This window comes from Novosphingobium sp. ZW T3_23, assembly GCF_044987305.1.
In the GTDB taxonomy this organism is placed as follows: Bacteria; Pseudomonadota; Alphaproteobacteria; order Sphingomonadales; family Sphingomonadaceae; genus Novosphingobium.
On record NZ_JBJDRF010000007.1, the window covers coordinates 34074 to 52886 of the forward strand.

Annotated in this window: 17 protein-coding genes and 1 tRNA gene; 7 read left to right on the forward strand and 11 right to left on the reverse strand. The window is 63.7% G+C overall.

Annotation, left to right across the window (positions count from 1 at the left end; all coding sequences use genetic code 11):
* Nucleotides 1-14 precede the first annotated feature (14 nt).
* Both ACI3K3_RS06120 and ACI3K3_RS06125 read right to left on the reverse strand, forming a co-directional pair.
* A complete protein-coding gene (locus ACI3K3_RS06120) occupies nucleotides 15-1055 on the reverse strand; it encodes a patatin-like phospholipase family protein (protein ID WP_404912725.1) in 1041 nt (346 codons plus the stop codon).
* 99 nt (nucleotides 1056-1154) lie between these two features.
* A complete protein-coding gene (locus ACI3K3_RS06125) occupies nucleotides 1155-1904 on the reverse strand; it encodes an SDR family oxidoreductase (RefSeq protein ID WP_404912726.1) in 750 nt (249 codons plus the stop codon).
* 103 nt (nucleotides 1905-2007) lie between these two features.
* Here ACI3K3_RS06125 and ACI3K3_RS06130 point away from each other — a divergent pair, with 103 nt between their 5' ends.
* The gene (locus ACI3K3_RS06130) at nucleotides 2008-2388 is read left to right on the forward strand and encodes a winged helix-turn-helix transcriptional regulator (protein WP_404912727.1); all 381 of its coding nucleotides are present in this window, start codon (nucleotides 2008-2010) and stop codon (nucleotides 2386-2388) included.
* Nucleotides 2389-2515: 127 nt separating this feature from the next.
* Nucleotides 2516-3181, forward strand: coding sequence for a monofunctional biosynthetic peptidoglycan transglycosylase (gene mtgA / locus ACI3K3_RS06135; RefSeq protein ID WP_404912854.1), 666 nt, complete (start codon nucleotides 2516-2518; stop codon nucleotides 3179-3181).
* Between the two features lie 12 nt (nucleotides 3182-3193).
* On the opposite strand, the gene ACI3K3_RS06140 is transcribed toward mtgA, so the two are convergent.
* Together ACI3K3_RS06140 and ACI3K3_RS06145 are read right to left on the reverse strand one after the other, a co-directional pair.
* Nucleotides 3194-3607, reverse strand: a complete 414-nt coding sequence (locus ACI3K3_RS06140) for a DUF1801 domain-containing protein (RefSeq protein ID WP_404912728.1) — start codon at nucleotides 3605-3607, stop codon at nucleotides 3194-3196.
* Between the two features lie 97 nt (nucleotides 3608-3704).
* Nucleotides 3705-6224, reverse strand: coding sequence for a TonB-dependent receptor (locus ACI3K3_RS06145; RefSeq protein ID WP_404912729.1), 2520 nt, complete (start codon nucleotides 6222-6224; stop codon nucleotides 3705-3707).
* Between the two features lie 343 nt (nucleotides 6225-6567).
* Between ACI3K3_RS06145 and ACI3K3_RS06150 the strand changes: the two genes are divergently transcribed.
* Nucleotides 6568-7557 carry a cation diffusion facilitator family transporter gene (locus tag ACI3K3_RS06150; protein ID WP_404912730.1) on the forward strand — a complete coding sequence of 330 codons (990 nt, stop codon included), beginning with the start codon at nucleotides 6568-6570 and terminating at the stop codon, nucleotides 7555-7557.
* On the opposite strand, the gene ACI3K3_RS06155 is transcribed toward ACI3K3_RS06150, so the two are convergent.
* Nucleotides 7554-8411, reverse strand: coding sequence for a VOC family protein (locus ACI3K3_RS06155; RefSeq protein WP_404912731.1), 858 nt, complete (start codon nucleotides 8409-8411; stop codon nucleotides 7554-7556). The genes ACI3K3_RS06150 and ACI3K3_RS06155 overlap by 4 nt on opposite strands.
* A gap of 169 nt (nucleotides 8412-8580) precedes the next feature.
* Between ACI3K3_RS06155 and ACI3K3_RS06160 the strand changes: the two genes are divergently transcribed.
* Nucleotides 8581-9186 (forward strand): nuclear transport factor 2 family protein, encoded by a 606-nt coding sequence (locus tag ACI3K3_RS06160; RefSeq protein ID WP_404912732.1) that lies wholly within the window; start codon nucleotides 8581-8583, stop codon nucleotides 9184-9186.
* 70 nt (nucleotides 9187-9256) lie between these two features.
* Here ACI3K3_RS06160 and clpX read toward each other — a convergent pair whose 3' ends face one another.
* The 5 genes from clpX to ACI3K3_RS06185 form a co-directional block, all read right to left on the reverse strand.
* Nucleotides 9257-10519, reverse strand: coding sequence for an ATP-dependent Clp protease ATP-binding subunit ClpX (gene clpX / locus ACI3K3_RS06165; protein WP_404912733.1), 1263 nt, complete (start codon nucleotides 10517-10519; stop codon nucleotides 9257-9259).
* 182 nt (nucleotides 10520-10701) lie between these two features.
* Complete coding sequence (gene clpP, locus ACI3K3_RS06170; protein WP_404912734.1) at nucleotides 10702-11370, reverse strand: ATP-dependent Clp endopeptidase proteolytic subunit ClpP; 669 nt, start codon at nucleotides 11368-11370, stop codon at nucleotides 10702-10704.
* A gap of 168 nt (nucleotides 11371-11538) precedes the next feature.
* Nucleotides 11539-12141: a DJ-1/PfpI family protein gene (locus tag ACI3K3_RS06175; RefSeq protein ID WP_404912735.1), complete on the reverse strand. Its 603-nt coding sequence runs from the start codon at nucleotides 12139-12141 to the stop codon at nucleotides 11539-11541.
* 103 nt (nucleotides 12142-12244) lie between these two features.
* A complete protein-coding gene (tig, locus tag ACI3K3_RS06180; protein WP_404912736.1) occupies nucleotides 12245-13813 on the reverse strand; it encodes a trigger factor in 1569 nt (522 codons plus the stop codon).
* 89 nt (nucleotides 13814-13902) lie between these two features.
* Nucleotides 13903-13986 (reverse strand) — tRNA-Leu (locus ACI3K3_RS06185).
* A 229-nt stretch (nucleotides 13987-14215) separates the two neighbouring features.
* On the opposite strand from ACI3K3_RS06185, the gene ACI3K3_RS06190 reads away from it, so the two are divergent.
* Nucleotides 14216-14377 (forward strand): hypothetical protein, encoded by a 162-nt coding sequence (locus tag ACI3K3_RS06190; protein WP_404912737.1) that lies wholly within the window; start codon nucleotides 14216-14218, stop codon nucleotides 14375-14377.
* Nucleotides 14378-14434: 57 nt separating this feature from the next.
* Here ACI3K3_RS06190 and sppA read toward each other — a convergent pair whose 3' ends face one another.
* The gene (sppA, locus tag ACI3K3_RS06195; RefSeq protein ID WP_404912738.1) at nucleotides 14435-16318 is read right to left on the reverse strand and encodes a signal peptide peptidase SppA; all 1884 of its coding nucleotides are present in this window, start codon (nucleotides 16316-16318) and stop codon (nucleotides 14435-14437) included.
* Nucleotides 16319-16463: 145 nt separating this feature from the next.
* Here sppA and ACI3K3_RS06200 point away from each other — a divergent pair, with 145 nt between their 5' ends.
* Nucleotides 16464-17459: an aspartate carbamoyltransferase catalytic subunit gene (locus ACI3K3_RS06200; RefSeq protein WP_404912739.1), complete on the forward strand. Its 996-nt coding sequence runs from the start codon at nucleotides 16464-16466 to the stop codon at nucleotides 17457-17459.
* The gene (locus ACI3K3_RS06205; RefSeq protein WP_404912740.1) at nucleotides 17456-18697 is read left to right on the forward strand and encodes a dihydroorotase; all 1242 of its coding nucleotides are present in this window, start codon (nucleotides 17456-17458) and stop codon (nucleotides 18695-18697) included. Before ACI3K3_RS06200 ends, ACI3K3_RS06205 begins: the two co-directional genes overlap by 4 nt.
* Nucleotides 18698-18813 lie beyond the last annotated feature (116 nt).

Here is an 18813-nt window from a genome sequence, read left to right on the forward strand (position 1 = left end):
CGTTCGAAGTTCGATCAACCCGGCCCGAACCGGCTCGCCAGGTCCACGGTGCTCTCCTTGCCGAGGCTCTCCATCGAGACCTCGCACCAGCGTTTGGCCGCCGCCTCGCCGGCATCGTGCAAGGTCAACAGCAGGTGTCGCACCGGCAGGAGCTTGCTCTGTGCCGGCATGGCCCCCAGCGTCGCCTCGTCGTGGATCTCGTGAAACCGCATGCGCTCGACTTGCGCGATCAGACCGTCCTTCGCGCGGGTGCGGCCGATCGAGGATTGCAGCAGGAACAGGCCCTGCATTTCCTTGCGCATGGATTGGTTGAACCCGATCTCGGTAATCCGGTCGACGATCGCGGCGGCATTGCGCGGCGTCTGGTCGCGCGCCTGCGGGTTGACGGTGATCAGCAGCAGGTCGTCGTTGGCGCTTTCCAGCACCAGCGGCACGAGGGGCGGGTTGGCGCTGTAACCGCCGTCCCAATAGTCCTTGCCGTCGATGGTCACCGGCGGAAAATAGAGCGGCAGGCAGGCCGAGGCGAGCAGCGCATCGGTCGTCAGGTCGCGCTTGTGGAAGATGCGGGCGGTGCCGCTTTGAGCATTGGTCGCGGAAATGAACAGCGGCGGCGCCTCGTCGCTGGCGATGGCCGCGAAGTCCACGTGTTCCTCGATGACCTTGCGCAGGATCTCCTGCGATTCCCGCCCCATCTCCGGCGAACCGTGCGCCGTGCCGAGGTCTCCGAACATGGTGGTCCACCACGAGGACATTGCACGGGAGGTTTCCGGAAAAGCCTCGATCATCGGGATCAGCGGCCCTGCTTCGCGCCCCGAGCGGTTCAGTTCCTTCCAGAACGAGCGCAGACGTTCCCGCGCGCCTTCAGGACCGTCGCTGACGAGGCCTGAAACCAGCACGGCCGCGTTCATGGCCCCCGCACTTGCTCCGCTGACCGCACCCACCGCAAGGCGGGGCTCCTGAAGCAATCCATCAAGCACGCCCCAGGTGAAGGCGCCGTGCGCGCCTCCGCCCTGGAGCGCCAGATCGAGATTATGAGGCTTGTGTTTGCTGGGCATTAGGCTGGGCATGGGCTTGCTCACGAATGCTGCATTGCAACATGGCAAGCCATAGCATTCGCGATTGTTCCTGGCCAGCGTGGGCGGGTCGAAAAAGGATCAGTGAGCAGAACCATTCAGCGTCGTGAACGTCTGCTCATAGCGCCCTTCCGCTTCGGCATTGCGCAGAAACGCAAGGCGTTCAACGCCGATCAGCTCCGGCGTTGGCTGCCGGACGAACAGGCCCATCACTTCATCGATAAAGGCATCGAGCGGCATGTAGCCCCCCCGCGTGGACTGGCCGGGCGTCAGTTCGGTCTGAACCGCGGGGGGCGCCAGTTCGATCACTTCGACCACGTCTTTCAGAGCGAAGCGCAGTGAGTCCGTCCAGGAATGGATGGCCGCCTTGGTTGCCGAATAGACCGCCGCGCCCACCAGCGGCACGAAGGCCAGGCCGGAACTGACGTTGACGATCGCTGCATCGCCCTGTCCACGCAAATGCTCTATCAGGGCGTCGGTCATGCGGATCGGGCCGAGCAGGTTGGTGGTCACGCAGGCCTCTGCCGACGAGAGATCGCGCGAAACGGAAACGTCCTCCAGCGGCATGATCCCGGCGTTGTTCACCAGCACGTTGAGGGCCGGGAAACGCGAGAGAATGTCCCTGGCGAAGGCCGCGATCGCGGTTGGATCGGCAACATCCACCGCGAAGGCATGGATATTCTGCCGGTCTCGCGCGGTTTCCTCCAGGCTGCCAAGCCTTCGTCCGGTGACGATCACGACATTGCCGGCGTCATGCCAGCGCCGCGCCAGTTCGCGGCCGATGCCGGTACCGCCGCCGGTAAGAAGAATGGTGTTGCCGCTGGTCTTCATGGAACTCGCTCCTGTGACAAGAGATTGCGAGACGGGATGTAAACCTATACTCTCTTTTGGAAAGTAGGCACCCGAAAGTGCTGTAGTTACCCATGAGTGAGAAATGGAAAATCCAGCCATTACCCGTTACTCGAACGTGCCCGGCGTCGACGCGCTCGTCAACGAATTGATCGGCCGCGTGGCCGACAAGTGGACGCTGCTGGTGCTGGAGGCTCTGGAGGAAAACGGCGAAACCCGTTTCAGCGCCCTCGCCCGCGCGGTACCGGGGATCAGTCAGAAGATGCTCACCCAGACCTTGCGCCAGATGGAACGCGACGGCTTCGTCCACCGCACCGTCCATCCGGTCATCCCGCCCCATGTCGATTACCGGCTCACCCCGCTTGGACATAGCCTGGGAGAGGCCTTTTGCAGCGTCTGGCACTGGGCTGAAGCCAATCTCGAAAACGTTGCCGCCGCCCGCTCCGATTTCGATACCCGCGACTGATTTCGCAACGCGCCGTGGAAACCCGATGCGCAGGCATCTTTTCCGCTGCTGCCGTTATCGCTAGTCAGGGTTCCGGACGGCCGCACTTTCGCATTTCCGTCACCGTCAACGGGGCTCAACTCCTTTGCTGCGCATTCTTGCCAAGACCGTCTTCTGGTTCGTCGCCATCAGCGTGGGGCTGACCGTGCTCTATCGCTTCGTACCCCCGCCGGTGACGGTGACGATGCTGGTGGACGGCAATGGCATTACCAAGGACTGGCAGCCGCTGAGCCGGATCGACCGCAACATGGCCGCCGCCGCGATTGCCGCCGAGGACGGGAAGTTCTGCACCCACAAGGGGTTCGACACCGACGCCATCGAAAAGGCGTTCGAGCGCAATGCCGCCGGCGGACGCCTGCGCGGCGGATCGACGATCAGCCAGCAGACCGCCAAGAACGTCTTCCTCTGGCAGGGTGACGGCTGGACGCGCTACCTGCGCAAGGGCCTGGAAGTCTGGTTCACGTTCCTGATCGAGAACCTCTGGGACAAGCGGCGGATCATGGAAGTCTACCTGAACGTCGCGGAGACGGGCATCGGCACTTATGGGGTCGAAGCCGGTGCACAGCGTTATTGGGGCAAGTCGGCTTCCAACCTGACCAAGACTGAGGCCGGCCGCATGGCCGCTGCCCTGCCCAGCCCCAAGACCCGTAGCGTCAAGAGCCCATCCGGCTTCACCCGCCGCTACGGCAACACCATCGCCGCCCGCATCGGCACGGTGAAGACGCAAGGGCTGGATTCCTGCGTCTACGAATGAGGCGCCCCGCGCTCAGCGGCGCGCAGGCTTTTTCGCGAGATTGTGCGCGATCGCCGCGCGCACCAGCGCGGTGAACGCTGCCTCGTCAACCGTGTCGCCCTCGTGGAAATCGATGGCCCGGCGCTGGTTGCCATCAAGGCTGGCATTGAACAGCCCGGCGGGATCGTCGAGCGCCGCTCCCTTGACGAAAGTCGCCTTCACCGCTGACTTGTAGGTCTCCCCGGTGCAGATCATGCCGCCGCGATACCAGACCGGCACCCCGCGCCACTTCCACTCCTCTATCACCTCGGGATCCGCCGCCAGGATTGCCCGGCGCAGCCTTGCCAGCATCTCTCCCCGCCAGTCGCCCAGTTCGACTATGCGCGCATCGATGCGCTGCGACGGCGTCTGTTCGGTCGGCTCCATGCGATCCACTCCCTGGTCCATGCGGGCGTCAAGCTAGGCCTCACGAGGAGAGCGGGCAAAGAAAAAGGGAGGAAGCCTGCGCTTCCTCCCTTCTCTGTTTCCGTGATCGGAAGCGGTCTTAGAAGCCGAAGCTGACCGAACCGATGAACGTGCGCGGGGTGCCGATGAATGCGTTGGGCACGTTGGTCTGCGAGGTGCCTGCACCGTCGAAGCCGCCGACATAGAGCTTGTCGAACAGGTTGACGACGTTGAGCTGCAGGAAGGTACGATCGCCCAGGCCGATGAAGTCCAGCTTCACCTTCGCGTCGAGGTCGACGAGGGTGTAGGCCGGGGTCTTCTTACCATAGACCTGCGCACCGCTGATCACGATCGGCAGGTTCTGGTCGTTCACGTAGCGCGGACCGGTCCGCTTGACCTGTACGCCCAGTTCGACCGGACCCAGGTTACCCTGGGCGCGAGTGCCCAGCGTGTAGACCGGCGCACCGGCTTCGCGCTTGCCTTTGGTGGCGGCGAAGATCGGATCGCCAGCAGCGTTCACACCGGTTTCGACATTCTCCTTGATCTTCGACTTCAGGTACGAGCCGAAGACGTAGAGCGAGAACTCGGGGATCGGCTGCACGGCGACACTGCCGTCGATGCCGTACTTGTCCACGCGGCCGAGGTTACGATAGATCGTGACGTCGAGATCACGGTCGTAAGCCGAAGCCAGACGGTTGGTGTAACGGGTATACCAGCCGGAGACCGAGGCCTGGATGATGCCCGAGCTGTAACGGACGCCGAGGTCAAAGTTGTCGGTGGATTCCGGCTTCGGGTTGGCCGCATCCTCATCACGTGCATACCAGAACGACTGGTAAAGGTTGTCGGTGCCGGGGACCTGCACGCCCTTCGAGTAGTTGAAGAACACGCTTGCGTTGTCAGTCGCATCGAAAACCACACCGGCGGTCGGAAGAACCCGGTTGTAGTTCAGAGTGCGCTGCTGCGGCAGCTTGTAGGTGGGGTTCGCACCAGCGTACACGGCCTGGTCGACGGTGTTGGTGGTGAAGCAGTCCACAAAGCCACCTGCGCTGGTAGCAAGGCAGTTGTTGGTCAGGTTGCGCTTGAAGAACGGCGCACGGACACCAAGGTTCAGGTGAATGCGGTCGTTCATGTAGTCGCCCGAGTATTCACCCGAGACCTGATGCAGGATCGCGTAGGACAGGCGATCGCGCTTCTGCAGGATGTTGCCATCCGCATCGGCCAAGGCGTTGTCCGAGAATACGTCCGAACCGAAACCGTTCGACTTCAGCAGGCTGGTTTCGCCGGTCTGGCGGTGACGGCCGCGGTCATACGAATAGGCGACGCGGACGCGGTTGTAGTCGTTGATGTCATAGCGCAGCGACGCAATGACGCCGATACGCCAGGTTTCCGTGTTGCTCGGCGCCAGGATGCGGACCTGATCGCGCGTGTCGCCGTCGCCGTTGAGGTCGACGCCGTTGAAGTAAGGCGCGCCGCCGATATAACCGGAAATCGGCGTGGTGATGCCCGTTGCCGCGTTGGTATAGCCGCCTTCGCGGGCAACCACCGTGCCACCACCGTTAGCCTTGGTGTACTGAATGCTCGGATCGACGTTCAGCGTCAGCTTGTCGCTGAGCGTGAAACGCGAGTTGATACGGATGTTACCCGTGTCCGAGGGATTGAAACGATAGTCGTAAAGCGAACCGCAGCTGCTGGCAGAATCCGCTACACCCGTCACACCAGCCGGAATCTGGCAGTCGGCGATCTTGTAGAAGCGCTCGTCCTTGGTCAGCGGGAAGCGGTTGCTCGAGTCCGGCCCCACAACTCGGGTCGGGTCGACGCGCAGCGGGGTCGAACCGAAGAAGTTGTTGCGGTTGCGGTTCCAGTGGCCGGCGACCGAGATGAAGTCGCCGTTGTCGCCCAGCGGCTGGTAGATCTTGGCGTTGAACTGGGTCTTGTCGATCTCGCCAATGCCGCCGTAAACGGTGTTGTTGACCGCCTTCGAAGCCGAGAAGAACGCCTTGGTGCCGCTCGAATTCAACACACCGGTGTCGATTTCGCCGAACATGCGGAAGAAGCCGAAGTCACCGGCCGAACCCAGGAAGCGCACGCCGAATTCGTCGCGGGGGTTGCGGGTACGGATGTTGACGGTCGAACCCGAAGCCGCGGCGGTCGGCGAGTCGACGTCGGTGGTGCCGAGGTTGACGTTGACCTGCTCGATGATTTCCGGATCGATCTGCTGGTTCGAATAGAGCGCGTAGCCGCCCGTGTCGTTCAGCGGGATACCGTCGACGGTCTGCGAGATACGCGAGTCGTCGAAACCGCGGATGGTCAGCGTACCGCCAGCCGAACCGAAGGCGTCGTTGTTCTGGAAGCTGACACCCGGCATCAGGTTGATGGTGTCGTTGATCGTCTGACCCGGAACCTGGGTCTGAATGATCTCCTGCGTCAGGACCTGCTTGGCCTTCGAGGTGTTCGGCAGCTTGACGCCGGCGACGCCGCTCTGGGTCTGGCCGGTGACGACGATCGTGCCTTCTTCGAAGTCGACCGCGCCGGTCGACTGCGCGAATGCGGGAACGGCGAGGAACGCGGCGCCTACGGCGAGCGTGCTGGTCGCGGTGGTGAGAACGGATTGAAACTTCATCTTAGCCCCCTGGAAACCTTCAGAGTGGTGGTGCCATTGCGGATTAGGTTGCCCCGCCGCAGATTTGCTGCGGCTGCTAAGAGCAGCGCAATATGACAATCTTCTGACGCTAGGGATTCATTTCCGATCTTCGCGGCGCAATTTTCTAACTCAACAAGCCGGCTCGATCGGATTTAGATCATTTATCTCAGGATTTCTGCGGTTTATGCGCCAATATGACAATTTTGACTGAGGCATAAATGTCACGGACCGCGACTACCGTGTATCAGTGGGAAAAAGCGCGCGCCATGAGATGATACGTCATAGCTTGCTGCTAAGGTCCGGCGCATGCGATGAAAATGTCATGCACGTTGCACACGATCATGATCACGGCCACGACGGTGGCGGCCCTCTTCACGCCCATTCCCATGGGCATTCCCACGGGCATGGCCATGGACACCACCACGGTCCGCTACCCTCGGGCAACATGGGCAAGGCCTTCGCAATTGCGGTAGGCTTGAACGTCGCCTTCGTGGCGGTGGAAGCGGCGGCGGGCCTGTTCAGCGGTTCGATGGCCCTGCTGGCCGACGCCGGCCACAACCTTTCCGACGTGCTGTCGCTACTGCTCGCCTGGGGCGCCAGCATATTGGCGGCGCGCCCGCCCTCCGGTCGGTTCACTTATGGGTTGAAGAGTTCGTCGATCCTCGCGGCCATCGCCAACGCTGCTCTGCTCTGGGTCGCGATCGGCGCCATCCTGGTGGAGACGATCCGTCGCTTTGCCGAGCCCGCACCCATCACCGGCACGACCATGATCCTTGTCGCCGCCGTCGGCATCGCCGTTAACGCCCTCTCCGCTCTGCTATTCGCAAAAGGCAGCAAGTCCGACCTCAACTTGCGCGCCGCTTTCGTCCACCTGCTTGCCGATGCTGCGGTTTCCGCCGGCGTGGTCATTGCCGGGATCGTCATCCTGTTCACCGGATGGCAAGTGGTCGATCCCATCGCTTCGCTCGTCATCACGGCCGTGATCGCCTGGTCCAGCTGGGGACTGCTACGCGAATCGCTGCGGATGGGGATGATGGCTGTCCCCGAGAGCATCGACATCGCCGCCGTCCGGCACTTTCTGGAAGGGCTGCCCGGCGTCACCCGCGTGCACGATCTCCACGTCTGGCCCATGAGCACGACCGAAACCGCGCTCACCGCGCACATCGTCATGCCCGGGACGGAACGCGGCGACGCCTTCCTGCACAAGCTGGCTCACGAGCTCGAGCATCGCTTCGGCATCGGCCATCCAACGGTGCAGATAGAAACCGACTCCGAATCTGCCTGTGCGCTCGAAAGCGAGCACGTGGTCTAAGCCGAAACGAACTCATGCCGGGCGCCGCGAAAGTCGTCCGGCTCGATCGCCAGGCCCGACATCGCGCAGTGCGGGCTCGTCAGACGCAGGCCCAGCTTCTCTGTGAAATAGGCACGCGCTCGATCGGTATCGTCCACGTCCCAGACGAGCGCGTAGATCCCGTTCTGCTCTTTCGCGAGGAAAGCGCCGAATGGCCCCTCGCCCGAATCCTCCGGCTCCAGGAAGGCAACCTGCGTGTCCCCAACCCGCAGCAGAACGCGGCGCGCAGATTGGGGGGCGAGGATGCGCTCGTCCGCCAGAATTTCGCCATCCACCACTTCGGTGAAGAAACGAAGGACAGAAGCCATGTCGGCGGTGACACAGGCGATATGATTCAGCCCAGTAACGCGTCCCGCGTGCCCGGCTCCGCCGCGAGGGTTCCAGTTACCCCGGTCCCATGGGTCGTTCGGCATGCTCAATTCGCAGACTTCGAGCAGTACGCCGCCGGTGGATTCGGGGCGGACGAAGAAGAACACCCCATAGTCGCTGGCGACAGTACATCCCGCCGCCCGAAACGCTTCGCTTGCCGCCTTCCCGTCGGCCACCTTGATTTCGAACGAATGGAAGGCCTGACCGATCCGCGCCGCCTGACGGGCGAAAGGCTTGGTCAGGTCTTCGGGATGACGGGGCGCCATCGGCTCCACCATGTGATCGGTGACATAGAGCAGTGCAGCGTCGCGATCTTCGGCGGGAAAATAATTCTCCGCGAATACCAGGCCGCCAAGGGCATCCTGATAGAGCGCACGGCAGCGATGTATATCCGTCGTTGCATGGATCGTGTGAATGATCCGCGATACGGCAACGCGCTCCGTCATGTTCTTTTTCCTCGCCCAGCCATCCCGGCGCAGTTTGGGGATCGCCCCGCATGCTGCCAAGCAGAGGCGCGACAAAAGCGTACAATATCGTGATTGCGGCATCGTGATCGCCCGCTAGGCTCAAGGGTGACGAGCCTTCATTCGCGACACAACATGGGACGCGGCCAGGATGAACCGAAAAGTTGAAATAGCCTCGAAACGCCGCGGCCTGACGCTCATGGGCGCGGCCTTGGCCTGCCTGGTCGCTCCGGGAATCGCCTGGGCCGACACCAGGAGCGAAATCGAAGCCCGTTACGAGGAATTGCGCGATGCGATGGACAGTCGCGAAGGCGCTCGGATCAAACCCTTGCTCGCTCCGGATTTCGTTCGCACCGATCTCGGCAACAACGTGATGAGCGCTGACGAGCTGATTGCGGGGCTGGCGAAAATTCCGGTCGATCCGGATCGCAAGTCGGAAACGACGCTCCAATCGGTCACGGTCGACGGCAACACCGCAGAGGTGGTGCAGGAGCAAGTCGCAAGTGATACCCGCGAGGGCCGCGACGGCAAGGTGCACGTTTTCGGCACGAGGTCGCTATCGCACGACACCTGGGTTCAGGGCGACGGAGGCTGGCTGTTGAAGGCCACGCAGGCCCAATCGACCGCGATTACCCGCGATGGCGAAACCATCCGCACGATCAAAAAAGGCGATGCGGTTCCACAGGGCGCTGGCGGCCGCATGGGTCCGCGCAAGAGTGGAATCATGGGACCGCCCCGCCCTATCGGCGACAACTGAGCTCAGGCAAAGGAAAGGCCCGCCCGGATGACCGGGCGGGCCTGTTTCCTGTTCCCAGAACGGGCAGCCGTCAGGCGGCAGCTTCCGCCTTGTCACCCTTGAGAACGCGGACGGGTTCCTTGCGGCCCTCGACCACGTCCTTGTCGACGACGACTTCGGCGATATCGCCTTCGGTCGGCAGGTCGAACATGGTGTCGAGCAGCAGCCCCTCCACGATCGAACGCAGGCCGCGCGCGCCGGTCTTGCGGTCGATGGCCTTCTGGGCGATCGCTTCGAGGGCATCGTCCGTGAAGGTCAGTTCCACGTCTTCCAGATCGAACAGCTTGGCATACTGCTTGATCAGCGCGTTCTTGGGCTCGCGCAGGATCTTGACCAGCGCCTCGATGTCGAGGTCGTTGAGGGTCGCGATTACCGGCAGACGGCCGACGAATTCCGGGATCAGGCCAAACTTGAGCAGATCTTCCGGCTCCGCCTTCTGGAGGAGCTCGCCCACGCGGCGCTTGTCCGGATCGGCGACATGCGCGCCAAAGCCGATCGAGCGCTTCTGGAGACGGTCGGCGATGATCTTCTCAAGACCCGCAAAGGCGCCGCCGCAGATGAACAGGATGTTGGTCGTGTCCACCTGCAGGAATTCCTGCTGCGGGTGCTTGCGGCCGCCCTGGGGCGGGACCGAGGCGGTGGTGCCTTCCATCAGCTTCAGCAGAGCCTGCTGCACGCCTTCGCCCGAAACGTCGCGCGTGATCGACGGGTTCTCGGCCTTGCGGCTGATCTTGTCGATCTCGTCGATGTAGACGATGCCGTGCTGCGCCTTCTCGACATTGTAGTCGGAAGCCTGGAGCAGCTTGAGGATGATGTTCTCCACGTCCTCGCCCACATAACCGGCTTCGGTCAGGGTGGTGGCGTCGGCCATGGTGAACGGCACGTCGAAGGTCTTGGCGAGCGTCTGCGCGAGCAGCGTCTTGCCCGAACCCGTGGGACCGACGAGCAGGATGTTCGACTTGGAAAGCTCCACGTCGCCCTGCTTGCCGCTGTGCTTCAGCCGCTTGTAGTGGTTATGCACCGCCACTGATAGAACGCGCTTGGCGCGTTCCTGCCCGATCACGTAGTCGTTCAGCGTCTCGCAGATTTCGCGGGGAGACGGCACGCCGCCGTCCTTCTTGCCCGCGATCCCGGCCTTGGTCTCTTCGCGAATGATGTCGTTGCAAAGCTCGACGCATTCGTCGCAGATGAAGACCGTGGGTCCCGCGATCAGCTTGCGCACTTCGTGCTGCGACTTGCCGCAGAAGCTGCAGTAGAGGGTGCTTTTCGCGTCAGATCCGCTCAATTTCGTCATTTTCCGTCTTTAGGCCCATTCGAGGCGACTCGTCGAGTCTACCTTGGACAAGGCCGGTTTTGCAATCCTGAGACCGATATGGGTATCCCCATAACCGTTGCAAAGCCCCAACAACCTTGCAGCGAGGACTGAAGGCCGGCGCCTGCCTCGATCAGGGACAGGTTCCGGCCTTGCGGTCGTGCTCAGACTTCGGCCGGCTTGTCGCCATCGGGACGCGTTTCGAACACCTTGTCGACGAGGCCGAACGCGAGAGCTTCCTCGGCTTCGAGGAAGGTGTCGCGGTCCATCGCCTTCTCGATTTCGTCGAGCGACTTGCCGGTGTACTTTACGTAGAGATCGTTGAGGCGCTTGCGCATCCGCAGGATCTCGCGAGCCTGGATCTCGATATCCGAAGCCATGCCCTGGGCACCGCCAGAAGGCTGGTGAACCATGATGCGGGCGTTCGGCAGGGCGATGCGCATGCCCGGCTCGCCAGCGGCAAGCAGGAAGCTGCCCATCGAGGCGGCCTGGCCGATGCAGACGGTCGACACGCGCGGCTTGATGTACTGCATGGTGTCGTGGATCGCCATGCCGGCCGTCACCACGCCGCCCGGCGAGTTGATGTACATCGAGATGTCCTTCGAGGGATTTTCCGACTCGAGGAACAGGAGCTGCGCCACGATCAGCGAGGCCATGTGGTCCTCGACCTGGCCCGTGATGAAGACGATGCGTTCGCGCAGGAGGCGCGAATAGATGTCGAAGCTGCGCTCACCACGGCTGGTCTGCTCGACGACCATCGGCACGAGTGCGCCGGTCACGGGGTCGGTAGTGAACTTTCCTTGGGCGCCCGCGGCGCCAAACAGGTCGAGCATGGGAGTCCTCTTCTGGTTTGGACCGCCTATGTCGCGTGCCCCCGCCCGATGTTCAAGGGCTTTAACCCTTCTATCGATGCACCACGCACAACTATCGGGGGGCAACCGGCTGCCACAGCACAACTTGCACCGAATTCGAACATTCGCGACTCACCGCTGAACCCCCGTCTACGCCTGAATATAGTCCGCGATGACCGCCATGGCGCGCTCGACGTAGAGGCGCTTCTCACCCACCGGCGCCACGTAGTGCAGCGCCTCCTCCGCATCCCTGCGCGAGGCACCGTGCGCGATCACCCAGGACGCGAGGTACTGCGAGGCAAGGCATCCGCCCGCCGTCGCCACCCGGCCATGGGCGATGAACGGCCGGTCGATCACGGTCACACCGGCCTCGACAACCCAGGGCCGGGTGGTGAGATCGGTGCAGGCCGGAAGATCCCCGATCAGTCCGAGCCTGGCCAGCAACAGCGTTCCCGAACATTGCGCACCGATCAACTGGCGCTGCGGATCGAGGCTGATTCGCGACAACAGCGCCCGGTCGGCGGCGATCTCGCGCGTGAGAACCCCGCTGCCGAACAACACGGCGTCGGCCTCGGCGGCGAATTCCAGGGGCTTTTGCCGCTCGATCGTCACGCCGTTCATCGAGGTGACCTGCGGCGTGGGAGATGTGATGTGCGCCGCCCAGCCCCGCGATTTCATACGATTTAGAATGCCCGAGGCCACGAACGAATCGAGTTCGTTGAAGCCCTCGAAGGTGAGAACCGCGATTTGCATTGTCGTTTCCAGGAATTTGAAAAGCGATAAGGCGCCCAAACGAAAACGGCCCGGTGCAGCGATGCAACGGGCCGTTTCGTGACGATCCGTCAGATGGAAGAAATCAGTCTTCCTTCTTCGCGGCAGCCTTCTTGGCAGGTGCCTTCTTGGCGGGCTTGGCTTCCGCCTCGTCAGCGCCTTCGGCTGCTTCGTCCTTCTTGGCGGCGGCCTTCTTGGCGGGAGCCTTCTTCGGCTTTTCCTCGGCCGCGGCGTCTTCAGCCGGAGCTTCCGCGTCTTCCTTCTTGGCGGCAGCCTTCTTCGCCGGAGCCTTCTTGGCCGGCTTCTTGGCTTCCACCGACTTTTCGCCGTCCGTATCGGCCTCGATCGCGGCCTGAAGCTCGTCGCGGGTCACTTCACGCTCGGTGACTTCGGCCTTCTCGATCAGGAAATCGACGACCTTGTCCTCGTAGAGCGGCGCGCGCAGCTGGGCGGCCATCATCGGGTCCTGCTGGACGTATTCGAAGAAGCGCTGACGGTCTTCCGGACGGTACTGCTGAGCGGCCTGGGCGACCAGCATCTGCATTTCCTGGGCAGTCACCTCGACGCCGTTCGACTGGCCGATTTCCGACAGGAGCAGGCCAAGACGCACGCGGCGCTCGGCGATCTTGCGGTAGTCGTCCTTTTCGGCTTCGATCTCGGCGAGAGCGGCGGCCGGGTCTTCCTCGTGGCTGGCTTCGTGGGTCAGCTGCTGCCAGATCTGCGAGAATTCGGCTTCCACCATGGTCGGCGGCACGTCGAAGTCATGACCGGCGGCAAGCTGGTCGAGCAGCTGGCGCTTCATGGCGGTGCGGGTCAGGCCGGCAGTTTCCTGCTCCAGCTGGCCCTTGAGCAGGCCCTGGAGCTGCTCGAGGCTTTCAAGACCCAGTTCCTTGGCGAAATCGTCGTCGATCTTCGATTCGGCGGGAGCCTTCACTTCGTGCGCGACGATGTCGAAGGTGGTTTCCTTGCCGGCGAGGTTCGCGGCCTGGTAATCCTCGGGGAAGGTCACGGTGATCGTGCGCTCGTCACCGGCCTTGATGCCGACGAGCTGCTCTTCGAAGCCGGGGATGAAGCGGTTCGAACCGATGACCAACGGAGCCTTCTCGGCCTTGCCGCCTTCGAATTCGACGCCGTCGAGCTTGCCGGTGAAGTCGATGATGACCTGATCGCCATCGGCGGCGGCGCCGTCCTTGGCGTCGAAACGCTGCTGCTGCGAAGCGATGCGCTCGACCGCTTCGGTCACGGCGTCCTCGGCCACGGGCACGGTCAGCTTTTCAAGCTTGAGGCCGTCGAGCGAAGGCGCAGCGATCGTGGGGAGCACTTCGAGGCTGACGGTCAGCTCGGCGTCCTTGCCCTGCTCGTAGCCTTCGCCAAGCGCGACGTCGGGGTTCATGGCGGGGCGCAGGGCGTGGTCGGCGACCAGCTTGTCCATGGCTTCGCGGATGGTGGCGTTCAGCGCGTCCTGGTGGATCGCTTCGCCGTGCATCTTCTTGACGAGGTTGGCGGGAACCTTGCCGGCGCGGAAGCCGGGCATCTTCACCTGCGGAGCGATCTTCTTGATTTCGCCTTCGACGCGGGCCGTGATGGTCGTGGCGGGAATGGTCACCGTGTAGGCGCGCTTCAGGCCTTCGTTGGTGGTTTCGACGATCTGCATTTCAAATGCCTTCCTGTGCAATTCAACGGGCCCCATGCAACGAGCCTGCGGGCCAATTCTCGCGACTCACTCTCCCCAGGGCGGCGTAATGGTGCGGGCGAAGGGACTCGAACCCCCACATCTTTCGATACTGGTACCTAAAACCAGCGCGTCTACCATTCCGCCACGCCCGCAAAGATCGAAGCCTGAAACTCAAGGGACGAGCCCTTATAAGCACACGCGGCAAAGGGCAAGCGCCGCGAGTCGCGAGGATGCAGGTGGGCAGGGGTCGCATGGGGGTGGAAATCGCCTGGCGAGCGGCGACATCCTGCCTACTGCCCGGCCCCCCGCCCTGGCTTCCGGCAACTTGTCGCCTCTTTCCGGGTTGATCCTCAAGACGCGAAGTCAATGAGAGAGGCGATCATGGCAACCCAACCAGCCGACAATCCCGGCGATACCCCGCCTGAAACCCCGGTATTACCCAGCGATCCGGACGAACCGACGGCACCGACGGAAATCCCGGAGACCGGCCCCGATTTCGACCGGCCGGAAACCGGACCGGTCGAGCTTCCTCCTCCCGACTGAAAACCCGCGCCAAGCCCTTTCCGTTTCGCTCGCGGAAGGGCTTGGCGCGGTTCGCGATCACATTTTGCCGAAGAAGCGCGCCAGCGTTTCCAGCATGGAGAGTTCCCGCGCGTCCGGCGCCTTCGGGTGGCCAGGCACCACGGGGCATTCCAGACAGTAGGCCTGCGCTCCACGCGTGGCGAACATGGCCCCTAGCTGATCTGCAACCCGTGCAAACTGCTGCTGGCGGCGCAGCGCCACGTAGCTCGCGAAATCGAGCGTCGCGGCGGACTGCCGCGAACTGTCCGAAGTCAGCCCGCCCAGGAACATCGACAGCGAATCCTCGTCATCCTTCAGATAGACCGCCTGCCACTTGCCGTTGCCAACACCGCCCAGGCGGGCCGCTTCCGCAAGCGCTGCATCGAGGTTGCCGATCCTGTCCACCAGGCCGATTCGCTGCGCCTCCTGGCCCGGCCAGACCCGTCCCTGCGCGATGGAATCCAGCTTCTCCGGCGTCATCTTGCGCGCGGCGGCGGAAAGGCCGACGAACTTGCGATAGGTGTTCTCGATGGAAGCCTGGAGCATGCCCTCCACTTCGGGCGTGAAGCCGCCCAGGATGTCGGGCTGGCCCGAAAGCGCGGTGGTCTTCACGCCGTCGCTGGTGACGCCATAGTCGGCCAGCGTCTTCTCGAAACTGGGGATGACCGCGAAGACGCCGATCGAACCTGTGATCGTCTCGGGCTGCGCGAAGACCTGCTGGGCGGGAGTGGAAACCCAATAGCCGCCGCTGGCCGCCATATTGCCCATGGAAACCACGATCGGGATCTTGCGCGCCCTGTAGCGTTCGATCGCGCGGCGGATGCGCTCGGCCGCCATCGCGGAACCGCCCGGCGAATCGACGCGTACCACCAGCGCCTTGAAGCCTTCGTCGATATTTTCGTCGAGCAGGTCGGCAATGCGATCGCCGCCCGCCTGGCCGGGGCCGGCATCGCCATCGACGATCTCGCCCGCAACGGTGACGACGCCGATCTTCGCGCCCTCTCCCTTCACGGGATTGGCCGCGAGCCATGCGGCAAGACCGTTGGCCTTGAAGGGCAAGTCGCCGTTCTCGTCCTTGCCGGCGATTTCGGCCACGCGGTTCTGGAACTCGGTACGGTCGCCGATGCGGTCCACCAGGCCCGCCGCCTTCGCGCCTTCGGCGAAGTCGCCCCCGGACGTCTTCGCCCAGGCCATCGGATCGCCTGTCATCTGGTCGAGCCGCGCCTTGGGGCGGGCGCGGGCGATGTCCGCCTTGTAGCCGCTCCACAGCGCGCCGTAGATGTCCTCATAGGCTTCCCGCGCGGCGGGTGACATGTCGTTGCGCAGATAGGGTTCGACGAAGCTCTTGTAGGTGCCGGCGCGATAGACGTGGGCATTCACCTTGAAGCGGTCGAGCAGGCCCTTGAAATAGACCTGATTGCCGCCCGGCCCCGCCACGAAAGCGCCGCCCATCGGATCGACCCAGACTTCGCTGGCATGGGCGGAGAGCTGCACCCCGTCGTCGGCATAGGCATTGGCGAAAGTCAGCACCGGCTTGCCCGCCTTGCGCACCGCGTCGAGCGCCCGGCCGATCTCCTCGATGTGGACCATGCCAGCGCCCAGGAACCGCGACATGTCGAGCACCACGACCTTGATCCGCGAATCGGTTGCCGCAAGCCGCAGCGCCCGTTCCACGTCGCGCGCCTGGAATTCGCCCGCCGATCCTTCCGCGCTCATCAGCAGGCTGAGCGGATCGATCCTGCTCTTCTCCTCAACGATGCTGCCGTTGAGATCAAGGAGCAGCGCACCGTCGACGATCTTGCCGGGGCCGGGCCGGGAGGAAAGCGCCGCATAGAGCAGGGCGAAGAACAAAAGCAGGAAAATCAGCGCCAGAGCGTCCTTAACGCCCACCAGCAGCTTCCAGATCTTGCGCGCGAACGTCATGAATTCACCAGCCTTTCGATCCTTAGCCATAACGGCCTAATCCCGACGCTGCCAGTGCGGGTAAACGGCAAAGCGCGAGAGATGCTGGCAACAACCAAAATACACCTTGAGCCGACTCCACCCGGTGCCTAAGGCCTTGTCTTCGATGACAGCTCCAGAATTCACATATCCGGAAGGCTCCGCGGCCTTCCCGCATCGCAGCCTCGTAGGCATCGGCGGCCTGGCCCCGCACGAGATCATGTTCCTTCTCGACGAGGCCCAGCAATGGGTCGAGCTCAATCGCGGCACGCAGAAGCGGCGCGATCTGCTTTCGGGCCTGACGATCATCAACGCCTTCTTCGAGAATTCGACGCGCACTTTGCTGAGCTTCGAGATCGCGGGCAAGCGCCTGGGCGCCGACGTCGTCAACATGGCCGTCGCCAATTCCAGCGTGAAGAAGGGCGAGACACTGATCGACACGGCATGGACGCTCAACGCCATGCGCGCCGATGCCATCGTCATCCGCCACGCCAGCTCGGGCGCGGTGCACCTGATCTCCAACCTGGTGGACTGCCCGGTGCTCAACGCCGGTGACGGCCAGCATGAGCACCCGACCCAGGCCCTGCTCGACGCACTGACCATTCGCCAGGCCAAGCGCGCCTTCAACGGACTGCGCGTGACGATCTGCGGCGACATCCTGCATAGCCGCGTTGCCCGCTCGAACATCCTCGCGCTCAATTCGCTGGGCGCCGAAGTGCGCGTCTGCGCCCCGCCCGCCCTGCTGCCCGCCGATATCGAGCGCATGAACGTGCAGGTGTTCCATGACTTCGACGCCGCCCTCAAGGGGGCCGACGTGGTGATGATGCTGCGCCTCCAGCTCGAACGCATGGAAGGCCAGTTCATCCCCTCCCCCCGCGAATATCGCCACCTCTACGGCCTCTCTCTGGAGCGGCTCGCCAAGGCGGAAGGCAATGCCCTGGTCATGCACCCCGGCCCGATGAATCGCGGCATCGAAATCGACAGCAACGTGGCGGACCTCGTCGGCCGCTCGCAGATCACCACCCAGGTCGAGATGGGCGTCGCCATGCGCATGGCATGCCTGGACGTGCTGACCCGAAGAGGTCGCGGCGTCGAGGGCTGGGCCAAGGAAGCCAAGGCATGAGCAATAGTACGCCCCTTACCGTCACCGGCGGCAAGCTTGTCCTCCCGAACGGCACCATCACCCCGGGCGCCTTGCGCAGCGAAGGCGGATTTATCACCGCCATCGGCGCGGATGTCGCCGCTCAGCCGGGCGACGAAGTCCACGACGCGGGCGGCAGGCTGATCGCCCCCGGCCTCGTCGACATCGGCGTCTTCGCCATCGACAAGCCCGCCTTCCACTTCGGCGGCATCACGCGTGCGGCTCTGATGCCAGACCAGAACCCTCCGCTGGACGTGCCCGCGCGCGTCCGTTTCGCGGCGCAATCGGGCAAGCCGGACCTCTGGGTCCACCCGCTGGCAGCCGCGACGCAGAACCTCGAAGGCAAGTCGCTCGCCGAAATCGCCCTGATGCGTGACGCCGGCGCCAAGGCCGTGACCACCGGCCGCCAGTGGATCGGCGATTCGGGCACGATGCTGCGCCTGCTGCAATATACCGGCATGCTTGGCATGGTGGTGCTGACCCATCCGGAGGACGCCGGGATCACCGGCAAGGCCGTCGCCACTTCCGGCGAGATGGCCACCCGCCTCGGCCTGCCTTCCGCGCCCTCCGAAGCCGAAGCTCTCGCCATCTCGCGCGACATCGCCCTCGCCGAACTGGCAGGCGCGGCCATCCATTTCCGCAAGGTGACGACCGCCAAGGGCCTCGACCTCGTGCGCCGCGCCAAGGATCGCGGCCTGAAGGTCACGGCCGGCGTCACGCCGGCCTACTTCATGCTGTCCGACCTCGCACTGGCCGGTTTCCGCACTTTCGCTCACCTCTCGCCGCCGCTACGCTCGGAAGACGATCGCAAGGCCGTGATCGCCGCCATCGGCGACGGCACAATCGACGTCATCGCCTCCGGCCACGATCCGCGCGGCCCCGAGGACAAACGCCTGCCTTTCGCGGACTCCGCACCTGGCATGGCGGGCGCCGAAACCCTGCTGCCGCTGACCATGAACCTCGTGCGCGACGGCGTGATCTCGCTCTCGCGCGCCTTCGAGCTGATCGCGGCCAACCCGGCCAGGCTGCTCGGGGTCAATGCGGGCAAGCTCGCAGTCGGGGCCGAGGCGGACATCGCAGTGGTCGATGCCGATCGCCCGTGGATCGTCGATTCGGACAAGATGGCGGCAGCCGCCGGAAACACGCCGTTCGACAAGCAGCCCGTGCAGGGCCGCGTGCTGGCGCTGTTCAAAGGCGGCGTGGCCGTGAAGGCTAAGTAAGAAGGAACAACGCAGGGGAGCAAAGCCCCCCTGCACCCCCATTACTGTCGAGGTTAGGCGAACCTGCCAGCGTCTCGCGCCCATTACGGTGTCGGCAGACATATTGGCTGCGCCGC

What these genes read in the sequence shown, in the direction of transcription:
- ACI3K3_RS06200 (WP_404912739.1), top strand. Translation starts at nt 16,464, where the DNA reads ATGACAGCTCCAGAATTCACATATCCGGAAGGCTCCGCGGCCTTCCCG.
- ACI3K3_RS06125 (WP_404912726.1), bottom strand. Translation starts at nt 1,904, where the DNA reads ATGAAGACCAGCGGCAACACCATTCTTCTTACCGGCGGCGGTACCGGC.
- sppA (WP_404912738.1), bottom strand. Translation starts at nt 16,318, where the DNA reads ATGACGTTCGCGCGCAAGATCTGGAAGCTGCTGGTGGGCGTTAAGGAC.
- ACI3K3_RS06120 (WP_404912725.1), bottom strand. Translation starts at nt 1,055, where the DNA reads ATGCCCAGCAAACACAAGCCTCATAATCTCGATCTGGCGCTCCAGGGC.
- ACI3K3_RS06130 (WP_404912727.1), top strand. Translation starts at nt 2,008, where the DNA reads ATGGAAAATCCAGCCATTACCCGTTACTCGAACGTGCCCGGCGTCGAC.
- ACI3K3_RS06140 (WP_404912728.1), bottom strand. Translation starts at nt 3,607, where the DNA reads ATGGACCAGGGAGTGGATCGCATGGAGCCGACCGAACAGACGCCGTCG.
- ACI3K3_RS06160 (WP_404912732.1), top strand. Translation starts at nt 8,581, where the DNA reads ATGAACCGAAAAGTTGAAATAGCCTCGAAACGCCGCGGCCTGACGCTC.
- clpX (WP_404912733.1), bottom strand. Translation starts at nt 10,519, where the DNA reads ATGACGAAATTGAGCGGATCTGACGCGAAAAGCACCCTCTACTGCAGC.
- ACI3K3_RS06145 (WP_404912729.1), bottom strand. Translation starts at nt 6,224, where the DNA reads ATGAAGTTTCAATCCGTTCTCACCACCGCGACCAGCACGCTCGCCGTA.
- ACI3K3_RS06190 (WP_404912737.1), top strand. Translation starts at nt 14,216, where the DNA reads ATGGCAACCCAACCAGCCGACAATCCCGGCGATACCCCGCCTGAAACC.
- ACI3K3_RS06155 (WP_404912731.1), bottom strand. Translation starts at nt 8,411, where the DNA reads ATGACGGAGCGCGTTGCCGTATCGCGGATCATTCACACGATCCATGCA.
- clpP (WP_404912734.1), bottom strand. Translation starts at nt 11,370, where the DNA reads ATGCTCGACCTGTTTGGCGCCGCGGGCGCCCAAGGAAAGTTCACTACC.
- ACI3K3_RS06150 (WP_404912730.1), top strand. Translation starts at nt 6,568, where the DNA reads ATGCACGTTGCACACGATCATGATCACGGCCACGACGGTGGCGGCCCT.
- tig (WP_404912736.1), bottom strand. Translation starts at nt 13,813, where the DNA reads ATGCAGATCGTCGAAACCACCAACGAAGGCCTGAAGCGCGCCTACACG.
- ACI3K3_RS06175 (WP_404912735.1), bottom strand. Translation starts at nt 12,141, where the DNA reads ATGCAAATCGCGGTTCTCACCTTCGAGGGCTTCAACGAACTCGATTCG.
- ACI3K3_RS06205 (WP_404912740.1), top strand. Translation starts at nt 17,456, where the DNA reads ATGAGCAATAGTACGCCCCTTACCGTCACCGGCGGCAAGCTTGTCCTC.